Annotated in this window: 14 protein-coding genes; 3 read left to right on the top strand and 11 right to left on the bottom strand. The window is 57.4% G+C overall.

All coding sequences use genetic code 11. From position 1 onward, the window contains the following. Positions 1 to 3: 3 nt before the first annotated feature. Together BBDE_RS09730 and BBDE_RS09735 are read right to left on the bottom strand one after the other, a co-directional pair. Positions 4 to 1629: a sugar transferase gene (locus tag BBDE_RS09730; protein WP_012902531.1), complete on the bottom strand. Its 1626-nt coding sequence runs from the start codon at positions 1627 to 1629 to the stop codon at positions 4 to 6. A gap of 164 nt (positions 1630 to 1793) precedes the next feature. Beyond that, positions 1794 to 2885, bottom strand: a complete 1092-nt coding sequence (locus BBDE_RS09735) for an acyltransferase (protein WP_003838551.1) — start codon at positions 2883 to 2885, stop codon at positions 1794 to 1796. 28 nt (positions 2886 to 2913) lie between these two features. Between BBDE_RS09735 and BBDE_RS09740 the strand changes: the two genes are divergently transcribed. After that, entirely contained in the window at positions 2914 to 3852 is a 939-nt protein-coding gene (locus BBDE_RS09740; protein ID WP_003838549.1) for a glycosyltransferase, read from the top strand. 13 nt (positions 3853 to 3865) lie between these two features. Here the strand turns inward: BBDE_RS09740 and BBDE_RS09745 are convergent, their stop codons facing one another. Further along, positions 3866 to 4849, bottom strand: a complete 984-nt coding sequence (locus tag BBDE_RS09745; RefSeq protein WP_012902532.1) for a glycosyltransferase — start codon at positions 4847 to 4849, stop codon at positions 3866 to 3868. Between the two features lie 53 nt (positions 4850 to 4902). On the opposite strand from BBDE_RS09745, the gene BBDE_RS09750 reads away from it, so the two are divergent. Next, the gene (locus tag BBDE_RS09750; RefSeq protein ID WP_003838546.1) at positions 4903 to 6957 is read left to right on the top strand and encodes a glycosyltransferase; all 2055 of its coding nucleotides are present in this window, start codon (positions 4903 to 4905) and stop codon (positions 6955 to 6957) included. 62 nt (positions 6958 to 7019) lie between these two features. Here BBDE_RS09750 and BBDE_RS09755 read toward each other — a convergent pair whose 3' ends face one another. Next, entirely contained in the window at positions 7020 to 7892 is an 873-nt protein-coding gene (locus BBDE_RS09755) for a Fic family protein (RefSeq protein WP_003838543.1), read from the bottom strand. A gap of 266 nt (positions 7893 to 8158) precedes the next feature. Here BBDE_RS09755 and BBDE_RS09760 point away from each other — a divergent pair, with 266 nt between their 5' ends. Continuing rightward, entirely contained in the window at positions 8159 to 9079 is a 921-nt protein-coding gene (locus BBDE_RS09760; protein ID WP_003838541.1) for a hypothetical protein, read from the top strand. 68 nt (positions 9080 to 9147) lie between these two features. On the opposite strand, the gene BBDE_RS09765 is transcribed toward BBDE_RS09760, so the two are convergent. The 7 genes from BBDE_RS09765 to BBDE_RS09790 form a co-directional block, all read right to left on the bottom strand. Next, on the bottom strand, positions 9148 to 10452 hold the full coding sequence (locus BBDE_RS09765) for a DUF2142 domain-containing protein (RefSeq protein WP_003838539.1): 1305 nt from the start codon (positions 10450 to 10452) through the stop codon (positions 9148 to 9150). Positions 10453 to 10491: 39 nt separating this feature from the next. Beyond that, positions 10492 to 11778 (bottom strand): ABC transporter ATP-binding protein, encoded by a 1287-nt coding sequence (locus BBDE_RS09770; protein WP_003838536.1) that lies wholly within the window; start codon positions 11776 to 11778, stop codon positions 10492 to 10494. Further along, complete coding sequence (locus BBDE_RS09775) at positions 11778 to 12614, bottom strand: ABC transporter permease (RefSeq protein ID WP_003838535.1); 837 nt, start codon at positions 12612 to 12614, stop codon at positions 11778 to 11780. Before BBDE_RS09775 ends, BBDE_RS09770 begins: the two co-directional genes overlap by 1 nt. 68 nt (positions 12615 to 12682) lie before the next feature. Beyond that, positions 12683 to 13762 (bottom strand): NAD-dependent epimerase/dehydratase family protein, encoded by a 1080-nt coding sequence (locus tag BBDE_RS09780; RefSeq protein WP_003838533.1) that lies wholly within the window; start codon positions 13760 to 13762, stop codon positions 12683 to 12685. A 26-nt stretch (positions 13763 to 13788) separates the two neighbouring features. Then, positions 13789 to 14469: an IspD/TarI family cytidylyltransferase gene (locus tag BBDE_RS09785; RefSeq protein ID WP_012902537.1), complete on the bottom strand. Its 681-nt coding sequence runs from the start codon at positions 14467 to 14469 to the stop codon at positions 13789 to 13791. An 84-nt stretch (positions 14470 to 14553) separates the two neighbouring features. Further along, positions 14554 to 14730 (bottom strand): hypothetical protein, encoded by a 177-nt coding sequence (locus tag BBDE_RS11620; protein ID WP_228369713.1) that lies wholly within the window; start codon positions 14728 to 14730, stop codon positions 14554 to 14556. After that, positions 14730 to 15701 carry a LicD family protein gene (locus BBDE_RS09790; RefSeq protein WP_012902539.1) on the bottom strand — a complete coding sequence of 324 codons (972 nt, stop codon included), beginning with the start codon at positions 15699 to 15701 and terminating at the stop codon, positions 14730 to 14732. The genes BBDE_RS11620 and BBDE_RS09790 overlap by 1 nt, the downstream gene beginning before the upstream one ends. Between the last annotated feature and the right edge of the window lie 85 nt (positions 15702 to 15786).

Below are 15786 nucleotides of genomic sequence, written 5' to 3' on the forward strand. Positions count from 1 at the left end.
CCGTCAGTACGCCCCATCGCCGTGTAACACTACGCCCACGGTTTTAATCAAAATGGCGATATCCGTCATTAGAGACCAGTTCTCCACATAGCTCACATCAAGGAATTCGGTCTCCTCCTGCGAAAGATTATTGCGCCCCGAAATCTGCCATGGGCCGGTAATGCCCGGGCGTACCAGCAGACGTGTGGAATACAGGGTAGAGTACTGATCCACCTCATATTGGCGCTGCGGGCGAGGGCCCACCAATGACATATCACCCTTCAACACGTTGATGAACTGAGGGATCTCATCAATGGACGTTTTGCGAATGATCTTACCCACCTTGGTGATGCGTGGGTCATCCTTGGCTTTGAACGCCACGCCAAGCTTCACGCCGGCGGCTTCGGCCACCTCGGCATCATGCTTGTCGGCATCCACACGCATGGAACGCATCTTCAGTACATGGAACGGCTCGCCATACTGGCCAATGCGCTCCTGCTTATAGAATACCGGGCCACCGTCTTCCTTTTTGATGAAAATCGCGGTGACCAGCATAATGATGGAACCCGGAATCAATGCGATCAGCGAGCCAAGAATGTCGAGTGCGCGCTTCATAAAACGAGTCGGCCACGAGTATTGCGGCAGTGAGGCCGACAGAATCAGCAGCGCGGAATTGTTGCGCATATTCACACGGCCGCCGCCGATATCCGCCACGGATGCAGTCACGGCCAATTCCATATTCAATGATTCGACCGCCAAGGAAAGCGTACGCAAGGTTTCGGAATCACGGGTGAGCACATCGGCGATGAGCACGGTACGAGTACCAAGATTACGAGCCGTTTGCGGCAAGTGAGAATTCAATGCCAGCACACGTAGCTTCTTTTCGTTCTCATTCTGCGGCTGGAATGGCACTGGAATCAGGTGTTGTGGAGAATCCGGATCGGATTCCTCACATACCTCTTCCACCGGGCACACCGCAATCGGCATATAGCCGACAGCCACCCCTATTTCGGAGGTGAGCTTGTCAATGGTGTCTCGAATGCCCTGCGGGGATCCGATGATCACCGTCGGATAATTGAATTCGCCTTTACGACGGTTCGCATGCAGCAGTCGGCGCATCAGCCAGCGCTCGACCATGGTGAGCATACCAGCGATGAAAGCGGAAGGCCCCACCAGCCAACGGGGGTATTGTGCATCGAACAGGTACGATAGCGAACACATGGCGAAAAAGTCGAATACCCCCGCGCTCAGCACCTTTGCATACAACGCATAACCTTCACCCATAACATGGCGGGCATAGCCTTGGCACACGGCCAAGCTCAGCAGCCACACCACGCACAGCACCACCAAGGTCCGTGGAACGCCTCCGGAGATCTCCTGCTGCACCGTATGGAGCACGTTCCCACTGATAAGAAACACGAGGCCACAGGCAATAAGCATCATCACAGCATCAAGCACCAATAGCGCGGAATTGTACAGATACCGCCATGCCGGGGCAGGATGCAACTGGGCTTTCGGCTTTCTACTGCCCGCCGCAGCCTCTGGATGATAAGTGCCATCGAAAAAGGTCGGAATGGGTCCCGTCGACATGGTACCGGTGACCTGTCGTCGGACTCGGTTCGCAGAGCCTCCGAATTGGCTAGCTGGCATTACTTCTCCTCTGGCTTCCCCGCCCCCCTCTACCGACCTTGTACGTCAGAAGAGTCGGAGCGTTGACCCTACGGGTGTATGCTTCTCTTCAACTGCCCCATAATACCGCAATTCGCACCCTTGCCCCAATCGCCAGCTGCAGCCGCTCCCGTTGAAAACCCGGGTCACTTCATCAGAAACAGCCATTTAGCGGCAAGGGGGTATCGAGACGCCAACCATACCACTGCGTACGAGATGATAAACGCAACAGCCATGATGCACGCATACAGCGCCCATCCATGCACAGGCAGTGGCGCATACTTCATGAACAGCACTATAGGGTAATGCAACACATACATGCCATACGAACATACGGCCACACTGCGCACAGGCCGATACAGGGTATTCGGAATACGCCTACCGCGCAACGCCCGTACCACGGCAAGGAACAGCATGCACCCACCCAACACCACCGGTGTGAACGCCAAACTGGACTGGAAACCGTCTGCATGCAGATTCGACCATGCGGCGGAAACGCACAATACCGCGAGCGCCGCCACCATACCCGCATACACCGCAACCGGTGCGGTTCGCATGCCGAAGCCTTGACGCACCATGTAGCCGAACACCATATAGAACAGGAATCGCGGTTCCGTAATGCCGAACATATCCAAAGCGCTGACGACCTGGAACGCATTGCCTTGCAATGCCATGATCTGATTCACGCTCGGCAACACCGAGTAGCACACGAACAGGCAGGCCAGTACCGCATAGGCATACGGTTCCAGGCCGCGTTCCCGAACGGCGTGCAGCAGCAACGCCAGCAACGGTACTAGCAGGTACGCGCCTACGATGGCCTGCATGTACCAGAGATGACCCATTGGCGCAGGTCCTATGAACAGCGCCGATTTCACGTAGTCGGCAACGGTCACGCCGCCCGCGCCAATGTATTGCACTATCGCGAGCGCAAGATCGAATATCTCATATGAGACGATCAGCGGCAGCAGATTGCGTTTGAAGAAGATGAGGGTCCGCTCTTTCGTATAGTCACGGTCCAACAGCAGGTAGCCGCTGATCATCAGGAACAGCGGCACGCCCAGCGTGGACAGTCCTATGGCGCAGGAGGCGGCGATCTGGTTGCCGGTGAGACCGGACAGGTCTTGGCCGTTGACCTGCGCAATGGCGGCGCGTAGCGAATGGATGCTCAGTACGCAGAGCAAGGCCAGCGTGCGCAGCACGTCGATGCTTTGCACCCGACTCGTCTCGTTTGCAGCCATTCAAGCTCCTTCATGCAACTTCACGGTCATGATTTACGATAGCGTAGTGACCATTCAACAGCATGACCAGCTTCCGCAGTTCTCCCTGCTTATGTCAGTGTATGCCAATGATTCGCTGCCGCAGGTCGAGAGGGCGATTGCCTCCGCCACGGTCGAGCAGTCGCTGCCGCCTACGCAGATCGTGATCATACGGGATGGCCGGGTGCCGGATGATATCGCACGATTCCTGCAGGGATTGCCCGAAACCGTTGCCGATTGGTTCAGCCGTTCCGGTGTCTCCTTGAGGCCTCGCCCCGAAGTGACCGTGGTGCCGCTGGAAGTCAATCAGGGTCTTGCTCATGCGTTGAATGAAGGTTTGCGGCGCTGCCGTTACGATGTGGTGGCCCGTGCCGATAGCGATGACATCTCCTTGCCTGAACGTTTCGCTACGATGATGCCGTTGTTCGCCGCCGACCGTGCGCCGGCCATCGATATTGCCGGCAGTGCCATTCAGGAGTTCACCGGCGAAGAAAATCGTAACGGTCAGGTGCGTACACTCCCCCGTGAGGGCGCGGAACTGGAACGTTTCGCCCGCATGCAGTCGCCATTGCACCACCCGAGTGTGGTGTTCCGCAAGTCCGTGGTGCTGGCCGCCGGCGGATATCCGGAGCATGTCGGCCGTTTCGAGGATTACATGCTGTGGGAGCAACTCATGCTGCGCCATGCTCGCTTCTACAACGTACCGGAGGCGTTGGTGCTGTACCGCGTGGACGCCGGCGCATACCAGCGTCGTGGCGGTTTGGGCATGTTCCGTGACGAACTGCAATTGCAGCTGAAGTTCCTGCATGACGATTTCGTGAGTCTTCCGCAGTTCCTGCGCAATGTGCTGGTGCGAGCCGTCTACCGGCTGCTGCCGACCAGCTTCAGAAAATCCTGCTATCACCTGCTGGTCGCCGTACGCAACAGGTTGACCGGTAATCGCAAGTAGACTTCTGTAATGTTCAGCCTTCGATTGCCGTGATGCGCCGCGCGATCCGCGGCACGTCGGCGAAGAGTTCGGCGTTGGTTTGCGGATCGGTATGCCAACCGTCATGCCAGCCGCGTTTGAAGCAGTCGACGATTACCCCCCTGTTGCCGGAACGCAGATAGGTGAGCGCCCAGCGACGGACGGTTTTCAGCAGGAATTCGGCGAGTTCCACCGCCGTGAAGTTGCTGCGGGACAGGCGGAACAGCCATAGTTTGTTGCGCACCTCATTGTAGAAGCGTTGGCCCGGATCGGCGTCGCTGGAACCGAACACCTTGGTCTTGTGCACCACCTCACTGGTGGGCACGTAGTAGCCGAGGCCATGCTTGAGCAGGGCCGTGGTGAATTCGAAGTCGTCATTCCACAGAAAATAGGCGCTGCGTGGCAGCTTGTTGAGTCCCACGATCGCACCAGCGTTGATCAGGCAGGAGACGAACGACAGCGAACGTGCCTGGTAGACGCCCTCCCCCGCCATGCCGTCAAGCGTCTTCGCGCCCTTGCGCACCCATGTGCGCGGCCGCGGCTTGTTCATCAGGTGCTCACGGCCGTCGACCCACAGCGCTTTGGACCCAAGTATGGTGGGTAGGGCATGATTCACGTCCAGTGACTCCTGAGCCGCTTGGAGCAGGTTCTCCAGTGCGGTGGGCGTCGGTATGGTGTCATCGTCCATGATCCACACGTAGTGGGCGGTGCCATGGTCGGCGGCGACGGCTTTCGGGTCGACCGCTTCGGCCATGCCCGCGCAGAATCCACCGGCTCCGCCGACATTATGCGGCAGGGCAATCACATCGGCGTCGATCGGATGTTCGCGCGCCACCTGGAGCGCATGGTCGGTGCTGGCGTTGTCGACCACGATCACGCGGTCGGCCGGACGGGTCTGGACCGCAAGGCCATCAAGACATTCGCCCAGCAATTGTTCACGGTTATAAGACACCACCACGGCGGTAACGTTGAATCGCATGGGTTTCATTATACGGTGAGGGAATGCGATGGCCGCATGGATGCGGTGGTCTCATGGCGATGGGCACTTTATATAATGAATCCATGCTGAATATGAATGCTTCCGCAACCGACCATGCCGAGGATTGGGAGACCGTCAATCGTGTGGTCTATCCGATCAAGGATCAGGACCTCACCCTTCCCCTGTATGTCATCGAATGGACCCGCCCGCACCTGACCGACGCAGTGTTCGATCCGCGCGTGGATATGAAGAAGGTCGACTTCGGCGGTCTGAACAAAACCAGCTACCATCATCTGGTCAACGAGGGCATCAACCAGCATTCCAACACCAGCGCACGAGACATCTTCACCGTTGATTCACGTAATGAGCTGACCGTGCAATCCGGCAAACATGTGTCGCTATGCACGTTCTTCAACGCATTCCCGGCCAGCTATTGGAAACGCTGGACCAACATCAGCAAAGTCCGTTTCACGGCCGAAGTGCAGGGCAAGGGCGAAGTGGTATTGTTCAAATCCACCGGTCGCGGACTGTTCTCGCCGGTGAACACCATGCCCGTGGATAGCGAAGACGCTTGCCAAACCGTTGAGGCCATACTCCCCATGACCAACCTGCTCGACGGCGGTTACTTCTGGTTCGACGCGAAAGCCGACGACCAGACCAGCCTCACCGTGTCGAACGCCTGTTGGTCAGTGCCAGGCAGCGAGCGCACGATGCGGCAGCGGACCACGATGTCCATCGCCATCACCACGTTCAATCGCCCTTCCTACTGCCATAACCAACTGAAGACCATTGCGGCCGAGCAGAGCCTGCGCGAACGTCTCGACACCATCTACTGCACCGATCAGGGCACCGATCTGGTCAAGGCCCAGCCCGGCTTCGCCGAAACGGCCGCGGATCTCGGCAGCCAGCTGACCTATCTGCGCCAAGACAATATGGGCGGCTCGGGCGGATTCTCCCGCGGCATGTACGAGACGTTGAAGGCGGGTGCCAGCTCATACACCCTGCTGCTCGACGACGATGCCATCAGCGAGCCGGAAGCCATCCTGCGTTCCATGCAGTTCGCCGACTACACCAAGAAGCCGACCATCGTCGGCGGCGGCATGCTGCATTTGGACAACCGCACCGTACTGTATACGCAGGGAGAGCGCTTCACCCGCAACAATGTGTGGATGGTGCCTTCGCAGGGCCTAGGATACAATCATGATTTCGCCGCGTTCCCCCTACGCGATTCGCCGGAACGTCACCGCCGTATCGACTCCGATTTCAACGGCTGGTGGATGTGTCTGATTCCAACGGCAATCATGCGAGAGATCGGTCTGTCGCTGCCGATCTTCATCAAATTCGACGATACCGAGTATGCGGTGCGCGCCTTGGAGCACGGCTACCATACCGTATGCCTGCCGGGCGTGGCCGTATGGCATCAGGCCTGGCATGACAAGGATCCGTCACGCACATGGGAAGAGTACTTCTTCCAACGCAACCGCTGGATCTGCGGCCTGTTGCACTGCCCGAAGCCCGGCAAGCGGTTCGCATTCGAAATGTTGTACGGCGATGTCAATGTCGGCCTGAAATTCGTCTATTCCGCACTGAAACTACGCCATATGGGCCTGCGGGACATCATGCGCGGACCGCAGTACATCGTCGATTCCATGCCAGGCAAACTCGCCGAAGTGCGCAAGGCCCGCGAAGGTTTCGCCGACACCACCATGGTGAAGGATATCGACGAATTCCCGGAGCCGAAACGTGAGTTCTTCGCCGACCCGACGCCGGATACGCCGAAGAACATCAAGAAGGCCGGCATCAAAGCCATTCTCAAGGCGCTTACCTCGCGTGGTGACGGCACGAAGGACGTTCAGCCGGATATCGCCATTCCGGCCAAGGACGCCATCTGGAAGTCATTCAACGGCATCAATTCCGCCATTGTGACCTCGCCGGACGGCAATACCGCCGCCTGGTGCCGCCGTAACAGCAAGTATTTCCGCAAGCAGATTCGTGAAGGTCTGCGGCTGTCCCATGCGCTGATCACACGTTGGGAACGGCTTTCCGAGGAGTATCGCGAATACGACATGGCCAGCGTGGACGTCTGGAAGAACATCTTCGAAGGCTGATCGCGATGCATTGAGGACTGCGGTTCCAGCGGAATCCGTGACACTCTATCAGGGCGAATCCGTCAACAGGTCCCATCTTGCGTTGATGCAGTCGGATGATGGCGCAATCCTTCGACCAGATCGATGAACGCCTTCTCCTCCTGCTCGACGCAATCGAGCACGGCAGTGCAGAAAGGTATGGGATCGCCGTCCACCTGCCACGATTCGAGACTACGCGCATAGACGCGTCCCGCATCGTGTTTGATCGCCACAGGACGATAGCCGGCCGCCAGCAGCATGTAGTTGAGCAACTGACGGCCGGTCCGACCGTTGCCGTCCATGAAGGGATGGATGTTCTCGAACATCGCATGGAAGGCGGCCGCCTTGAGCAGAGGATGTACGCCGCCGTCACGCAAACCATCGATCAACGCCTGCAGGTCGTCCTGAATGTCCAGCGGGTCGGCGGTCTTGACCTTGGTCGCGGTGATCCTCGCCTGATATCCGTAGGGGCGAAACGCGCCACGGGCGAACGGTTGCAGGTCCAATGCCGTCACTTCATGGATTCGCCGTATCAGGTCCAGATCCAGCTCGCGGCCCTCACCGACGTATCTGCGCACGTAGGCCATGCCGTCGGCGACCCCTCGCGCGGCGAATACGAACCGGGCCGGAGAATCCGAGGGCACGAATTCACCTTCCAATACGAGGGATGTATCCTGGAGCGTCAACGTAGACCCCTCGATGGCGTTCGAATTATAGGTATAACGAACGAGCCAATCGCGGTCGTAATCGGACAGGGCCATGCCCTCGACACCATCCAACGGCTCCAATGAGCGCGCGTGGTCTCGCATCGTCTCGACGCGCTTCAGGCATCCGGAAACTTCCGGGCTGGTTTCAAGATTGAGCAGATCATCAGGAAGACCGTCGATACGATGGCGTAATTGCGTATTGGGCATCATGCCTCCTTCTCCGCATCATTCTACCGATGCATGCCATTCTTTGAACAGCCGGCATCATTGGGAACGGCTTTCCAAGGAGTATCGCGAATACGACATGGCCAGCGTGAACGTCTGGAAGAAAATCTTCGAGAGCTGAATCACAAAGCGCAATGGTTGCAATTCCAACGAAATCCGCAATCACTATCCTTCCCCACCCATGAGGGGACTATCCTGAATCGTGATGGCGTTCCAAAGACGAAATGCCATGTATGAGAAGAAGGAGCAGTATGAAAAAATCACTGGCAACAACCATCGTCGCAGGTGCTCTCGCACTGTCGATGGCCTTCGCAACCGCCGCGTTCGCGGATCCGGCAGGAGCCGTCGATCCACCATCCACCGACTATACCGGCTGGGTGAACGCGAATGGAAACAAATACTGGTTCGACAGCGGAGTCATGGCCCGGAGCAAGGAGATCTTCGATCCGGGAAGCGATGCATGGTACTGGCTTGACGCCGATGGCACCATGGCGCATGACAAAGACGTGTACCAGCATTCCAATGGCGGCAAATGGGTACGCTACGACGCCAATGGCCACATGATCAAGGGCGAGCAATACTCCACCAAGGCCGGCCATGTCGGCTGGTACTATTTCGATCCGATCACCGGAGCCATGGCCAAGGGCATGCGGTACGTGCCGTCAAACGGCGGCAAGTGGGTGTACTACGACTGGATCACCGGCATCATGGCCCACGGCGAGCAGTTCGTGAACTACGACGGGGATCATACCGGCTGGTATCTGTTCGATCAGGTTACCGGCGCGATGTACCACGGCGACACCTACATCCGCTCCAACGGCGGCAAGTGGGTACGCTACGACCGCGTAACCGGCAAGATGGTCAAGGGCCTGCACCATCAGGACGGTTCGTACTACTACTTCGACCAGACCACTGGTGCAATGGCGCACAGCCGCGTATGGGTACCGGAATGGAACGCCTACGCAACATTCGATTCGGTCACCGGACGCCTTGTGAACAATAATTCAAATTCCGGCAACACCGGCGGCAACACCGGCGGAACCGGCAGGAACATTCGCGGCCAGTGGTGCAAATCCAGAGAGCAAGGTACGCAGAAGCTAGACGGAGACGGCACCCCGATCGTCTGCGAATGCCGCAATGGCAACAAACGTCCTCACTGGTACGCCAGGTAGTCCGCAGCTCATCTGCTGACTAGGGAACACGAGTGGAGTTGAATTTTCGACTCCACTTTTTTCTTTGCCTACTTCCAATCGATAAGGAACGAAATCGCGATGCCGAAATAAGAGAATGCCGTCAGCGCGATTACCGTCGCAAACACGGTTCTGTTCCGCGCGCCGGAGACCAGTCGCGGAACCAGCAGGAACAGCAATGGCAGTATCGGCACGAAATAACGATTCTGTATGCCCGAAGCGTATCCGCTGGATTTGCCGGCCCACGCGATCAGCATGGCCGTGCAGGTCGCCGCGAAGTACGCGCAACTCACCAATGCGGGAACGGCGATCTCCTTCCAGCCCTGCAGATGCCGTTGCGAAGCGCCGACGATCACCAGGATGGCGATGGCGAGCAGTACGGGAATGACGACGGCGTTGGCTAACTGCACGGCTTCGGTACCCGCGAAGAACTGTAGGTTGCGGCCGGCGTTGACCAATCGTCCGTCGATTTTCTCCGTATCCACAGTCAACGGTTCGAAGAACGTCTGGAACCAAGAACCAATCAGCGAGAACGGATCGGCCATCATCTGTTTTTTCAGCTGGCTGATCTGCTCGATACTGACATGGCTTGGAGCGGTGGCGATGTGAGCAACCTTGCGGTTCCACATCGCCATGGAGGCGATCGAAGCCATAACAGGCACGACCAGAGCCATCTTCAACGGTATTTTCTTCGCCTTGCCAAGTAGCACGAACACAAAGAACGAAACCAAAATGCAGGTGATTTTGACCTGCCCCAGCATCGCCGCCAGCACCGACAGTATGCCGATATGCAGCCACCCGAACCGAGTGCTTTGATAACAGCACAGCACCACGGCGATGAACAGCAACGATATGCTGTTGATCATCGCATCGGCCGTCGGGAACGTCAATGAGAAGAACGTCATCGGCAGAATGGCCGTGGCAAGAATCGCATATCGAAACTCGCGGGCAAGCCATATCGCCAAGGCGATGATGCCGGAAGTAATCAGCAACGTGGCAATGCTCGATGCCTTGTAATCACCTTGAATAATCAGGCTTGGCAGATACGCGAACGGCGAGTTCACCGCAGTGTTGTTGAACGGCTTGATGATCCCATTGTCATTCTTGACCACCCATTCGGGAAAATCCTGGGACAGCTGCGGCACGATGGTCCCTGCGCGCAACTGTTCCACACGAAGCCAGTGGGCCGTTGAATCATTCTGATATGAGTACTTCCCCGTGGAAATGACGGTCAACCCCGTCACCACGGTCAGTAACCAGTACAGTATGGCACTGACCGCCGCGAGTCTTGGCACGGTTCCACCTGCCGAATTCTCAATCGACGGTTGTTTGCCGGAACCGTGCCGTGCGCTCATAGGGCATGCCTTACTACTAACTCTTCGCGGTAATTATAATCAGGCCGTCTCCCGCTCCACCTGCGAATCATCTAACGGCTCAATTGTCAAGGCTCTGTCGCTGAGGAGCGCATACTCACGATTACGATCGTCACGAATCACAAAGCTGCAGGCGTTGTCATCAAGGGCGACGCCGACGGCGTCCGTGGCTTTCGGATCGCTTGGGCTTGGCGTGCGCAGCGACGTAATCAGACGGAATTCACCGTTATTGAACAGGTTCAACGGCATTTCGAAGTGCACGGTCTGATGGCCGCGCCGTGTCATCCTGAACACCTTGGAACCGGTGTCGTACGTGATGCCGCCGCGGCGAATGTCATGCAGCGCGATGGCCAGGTAGAAGTCTCCCGGCTCGTCATACTGATACTCCACGTCGAATTTGAACGTATCCGCACTGGAGCAGACCTTCGGGGAGATCGCAGTCGTCTTGAGCAATGGGCAACGTTCGTTCAGGCCGTTCGGGTAGCCTCCACGCTCCTCCTGACGCTTGCGTTCGGCTTTCTCCTCGGCTTCCAAGTTGGCCAACGTATACTGCTGCGACACGGTTTCCGGATCGCCGATGGCCTCCACTTCGCCATCTGCGATCATCATGGCGCGGGAGCAGTACTTCTTTACGGAATTCATGTCGTGGGTCACGAGAATGACCGTTTTGGACGGGTCTTTTTTGATTTCGGTGAAGAAGTCATCGCACTTGCGCTGGAACGCCTCATCACCGACCGCGAGCACCTCGTCAAGCACCAGAATGTCGCCTTGGGCCTTGATGGCCACGGAGAACGCCAGACGAACCTGCATGCCGGAGGAATAGTTCTTCAGCTTCTGGTCCATGAATTCCTCAAGCTCCGCGAATTTGACGATGTCGTCATACATCGCATCGACTTCCTCATGGGTGAAGCCGAGCAGGGAACCGTTCAGGTACACGTTCTCACGTCCGGTGAGCTCCGGATTGAAGCCCACGCCAAGTTCGATGAACGGCACCAATTTGCCCGTAACGGTAATCGAACCGTTCTCCGGGTAGTAGATCTGAGAAATCAGTTTCAGCAACGTGGACTTGCCGCCGCCGTTACGGCCGACGATGCCGAAGAACTCGCCCTGATGCACCTCGAAGCTGATGTCTTTGAGCACTTCCTGCTTCTTGTAGCCCTTGATGCCCTTGGTCCAGTTGATGAACGCCTGCTTCAGACCGGTGGCCTGCTCCGTCGGCAGCTTGAAGCATTTGGATACGTGGCTTGCCGAGAGCACCACCGGATTTTTCGTATAGTCGATCTTCTCGATCATTTCCTCATCGGGCATCACATGACCTCCGCGAACTTGCGGCTGTTGCGGCGGAATAGGCAGACGCCAAGCCACAGCAGCACAACGGTAAGGACCAGCGGGAACAGACGAATGCCCCAATTGCCGAACTGATTCCAGATGGTCGGTTGGGTATCGGGGGCGATGAAGTTGTGACGAATATCCTGAATCGTCTGCGCGAACGGGTTCAGCAGCTCCAAACGGGCCAGGTCGGCGAGTATTCCGCCTCGGTTGGTCACATAGGTGAGCGGATAGATGATAGGCATGCCGTAGAACACCAACTGCTGCAGGACTTCCCAAATATGGGCGATATCACGGAAGTACACGTACATGGTCGCCATCAGCAGGGTCAGTGCCAGGGTGATGGCGTACAGCTCGATGATATTCAGCGGCAGCAGCACCACACGCCAGGTGAACTGCACGCGGGCCACGAGCGCGAAAATCAGCACGACCACCAGATTGATGGCGAAGCTGATCAGTGCGCCGATGGTGGCGGACACCACCACGATGTAGTTCGGGAAATGGATCTTACGCAGCAGATCGCCACGGTCCACGACCGAACGCAGGCCGATGTTGGTCGATTCGGTGACGAACTGCCAGGAGCTGATGCCCAGCAGCAGCACCACCGGATAGGTCGGAGTGCCGTCCGACATGCGCAGGAACTTGCCGAACACCACATACATCACGCAGAACATCATCAACGGCTTGAGTACCGACCATGCGATGCCGAGGAACGACCCCTGATAGCGGAGCCTGAAGTCGGTCTTGACCAGACCTTGCAGAACGGTCCATGCATAACCGTATCTGTCTTGAATATTCTTCACCAGCTGTTTCACAAGTTGTATCCTATCAGTGCCCGTTCTTAAGCGACTTTGCGCGGCGGAATGCCCCGCATTTCCTTACATCATCCTGCGTTCCGCATCATGTGCAGGGTGCGTTCGATGCCTTGCCGAATCGGATACTTCGCCTTCCAGCCCAAACCGGCGAGCTTGCCGCCATCCATCAACGCGAGCGTCGCTTTGGAATAGCCTTTGGATTCCACCTCGTCAGGAAGCTCGAAACGAACCTCGACCCCGCAATATTCGGCCACTAGGGCAGCCAGATCGCGCAGTCGGCAGTCGGACGCGGAATCGGCGATGTTGTAGGCCTCACCTGCCTTGCCCTGCATCATGCAATACAGCAGTCCCGTCACGGTATCGCCCACGTAGGCGTAGGAATACCGTTGCGTGCCTTCGCTTTTCAGGATGATGTCTTCGCCGGCAAGCCCCCGATGGATGAATTGCGACAACGCCTTGCTGTCGTCCGCGTGCAACGTGGGACCATACGTGCGCGCGATGCGGGGTATGACCGGACGCACACCATACTGTTCACGGTAGGCCTGGCACAGGGATTCGCCCAAACGCTTGGCCTCCGGATAGCCGGCACGCAACGTATTGGCGTCGATATATCCGCAGTACCGTTCGTCGAACCGTTCGACATCGCCGCGATTCTGTCCGTAGACTTCCACGGATGATGCGAAGACGAAGTCGATGCCGTCGCCATGCCGCGAGGCGTCGTTGCCGCAAGCGTAGTCCAGCAGATTCTTCAGTCCGATGATGTTGGAGGTGATGGTGGCGACCGGTTCCGTGGCATAGGCCCTGGGATGCGTGGTGCTGGCCAGATGCACTACGATATCGGCTGGAAGTTCGGGGCAGGCACCCGGTACGGACACATCCATCTGCGCGACATGGAAATGTTCGCCGCCGACATATGGGAAGCGAGCGCGAATCCGCTCGGCATTCCGCCCGATGGCGATGACATCGCACCGGAAATCCGCTTCCGCATTCTTGCGCATCAATACATCGATGAGGAAAGTGCCGATCATGCCGGTCGCACCGGATACCGCGATGGTCTTGCCGTTCAGTCGGGACCAGTCGATGGGCAGGGCCGCGCAATATGACAGGTCGTCTTGGTAGAGCCGTGATTGCAGACGCTGGTCGGGCAATGCCGTTCCTTTCGATGTTCGGTATGTTATTTCAGCCAGGTGTCCTCATCCGCCGTGATGTAGGCCTTGAACAATTCCAGATCGCCTTTGGTGGTGAGCTTGATGTTCTTGTCCGAACCTTTGGCGAAATGCAGGGTTTCGCCCAAATCGACCATCATGGTATTGATGTAGCTGGAACCGTGGATGCCGATGTTCTCCTTGAACGCCTTGCGATAGGCGGCCAGAAGCTTGCCGTAACGGTAGGCCTGCGGCGTGGAGACGCGGCGAAGCTGTTCGCGCGGCACATACTGTACGGTGGTCGATGGGTCATCCTGATTGATCACGAAGATCTGTTCGTTGTATGGAAGCGAGGTTACGGCATTGCCATACCGTTCGCATACTTGGATCACGTCGGTGAGTACGTCGGCGTCGATCAGCGGTCGGATGCCGTCATGGATGATGACGATGTCTTCCGGATCGAGTTCATGCTCCAGATGTTCCACACCGTTGCAGATGGATTCCTGCACGCTGCCGCCACCGGGCACGATCCACTGGAGCTTGTCGATGTTGAACTGCTTGGCATAGGCGTCAACCATGGTCTGCCAGCCGTCGATGCACACCACCGCGATGGCGTCGACGTCGGGGTGGCGTTGGAAGCTCTCCAGCGTGTAGATGAGCACGGGCTTGTCGAACACGTTGATGAACTGCTTCGGAATATCCTGCCCCATTCGGGTTCCAGAACCGCCCGCTACCACTACCGCTACATTCTTCATGGAGTTCACTCTATACCTCTCGGCGGGCCATGCTGAAATTCATCGTTCGATGTATTCGCGAATGATGTTCGCATCCGCCTCCGCCAAGGCGTGGCGATCGACGTGTTCGAAATGCAGACCGATATCGTCGGGCAAGGAGAAGATGTCGCCATAGGCATGGCTCAGCAGATACATGTGATTCGCCGGAACCGGATACGCACGGTTTTCGAAGTGCATCAGCGGCAGTGGGAAGATGTCGTCGATGGCGCTGATCCATTCGAATCCACTGGGGTGGTCCATATTGTCGTAGGCACGGACGATGCCGCCGCCTCCTGCCGGGAGCAGACCACGCCGGTCTCACGCATCTTGGCCAGCTGGTCGTCAAACGCCTTTGTGATCAGCGTTCCGGCTTCCGAATCGGCGGGAACATATACGTTTTCGTCCCAGGCCGCACGGATGTGCTCATCGGCTTCCGATGCTTCGATGGCGGCCCGTCTATACTCCTGCACCTTCAGGAACGTGTCATGGTCGGGCGTGCGCACCCAATCGAACGGGAACAGGTCCACGAATCCCGGAACACGGGGATCACGCGGGGCGAAACGCACCTGACGGCAATGCACGATGCGATCCCAGACCACGGTGACCTGATAATCCGGATTCGACGCAAGCACCTGCTCAAGACGCTCCAGGTCGTCACGCATGATGCCGAGATCAAGATCGTCATCCCACGGAATGAAACCGTGATGGCGTACCGCACCGAGCAACGTGCCGCCGACCAGCCAGTATTGGGTGATGTCGTTGGCATTGCAGATGTCTGCGAAATCGTTGAGCATCCTGTTCAGCGCCGCCTGCAGCAGACCGATGTCGCCTTCCGCCTTCGGCAGGTCGAGAAAGAAGCGTTTGCGTGCGTCCAGACTGGTTTCGTCCGGTCTACGGTACTGTGCCCAGAAACGAATGTCGGCCTTCGACTTTTCGGCTATCTGCATCCGATGCACGGTGTCGACCAGGTTGCGAGTGTCCTCACCCAAGCCGCGGACACCGTATATGACGTCACGAAGTTCACACAGCATCGATTCCTGCTGTTTCAGCGCCTCGCCAAGACTGTTGTTCTCCCTTTCCAAATCATCGACCCTATCCATGAGCCTTTGCATGGAACGTTCTGATGGCCAAAAGAGCTTTTCGCGCATTCGTCTCACTACAGATGCCATAATCGTTCCTTACTTCGCACGGGCCGGTAAAGAAAAATACTACCGCATGCACCCCTATCGGGGCACATGCGGCATACTGTCAATA

Source organism: Bifidobacterium dentium JCM 1195 = DSM 20436 (assembly GCF_001042595.1).
Taxonomy (GTDB): Bacteria; Actinomycetota; Actinomycetes; order Actinomycetales; family Bifidobacteriaceae; genus Bifidobacterium; species Bifidobacterium dentium.

Coding starts and splice junctions, on each gene's coding strand:
- BBDE_RS09730 (WP_012902531.1), bottom strand. CDS start 1,629: ATGCCAGCTAGCCAATTCGGAGGCTCTGCGAACCGAGTCCGACGACAG.
- BBDE_RS09770 (WP_003838536.1), bottom strand. CDS start 11,778: ATGCCCGATGAGGAAATGATCGAGAAGATCGACTATACGAAAAATCCG.
- BBDE_RS09745 (WP_012902532.1), bottom strand. CDS start 4,849: ATGCGATTCAACGTTACCGCCGTGGTGGTGTCTTATAACCGTGAACAA.
- BBDE_RS09740 (WP_003838549.1), top strand. CDS start 2,914: ATGATTTACGATAGCGTAGTGACCATTCAACAGCATGACCAGCTTCCG.
- BBDE_RS09765 (WP_003838539.1), bottom strand. CDS start 10,452: ATGAGCGCACGGCACGGTTCCGGCAAACAACCGTCGATTGAGAATTCG.
- BBDE_RS11620 (WP_228369713.1), bottom strand. CDS start 14,730: ATGCACTTCGAAAACCGTGCGTATCCGGTTCCGGCGAATCACATGTAT.
- BBDE_RS09790 (WP_012902539.1), bottom strand. CDS start 15,701: ATGGCATCTGTAGTGAGACGAATGCGCGAAAAGCTCTTTTGGCCATCA.
- BBDE_RS09760 (WP_003838541.1), top strand. CDS start 8,159: ATGAAAAAATCACTGGCAACAACCATCGTCGCAGGTGCTCTCGCACTG.
- BBDE_RS09755 (WP_003838543.1), bottom strand. CDS start 7,892: ATGATGCCCAATACGCAATTACGCCATCGTATCGACGGTCTTCCTGAT.
- BBDE_RS09750 (WP_003838546.1), top strand. CDS start 4,903: ATGGCGATGGGCACTTTATATAATGAATCCATGCTGAATATGAATGCT.
- BBDE_RS09735 (WP_003838551.1), bottom strand. CDS start 2,885: ATGGCTGCAAACGAGACGAGTCGGGTGCAAAGCATCGACGTGCTGCGC.
- BBDE_RS09785 (WP_012902537.1), bottom strand. CDS start 14,469: ATGGGGCAGGATATTCCGAAGCAGTTCATCAACGTGTTCGACAAGCCC.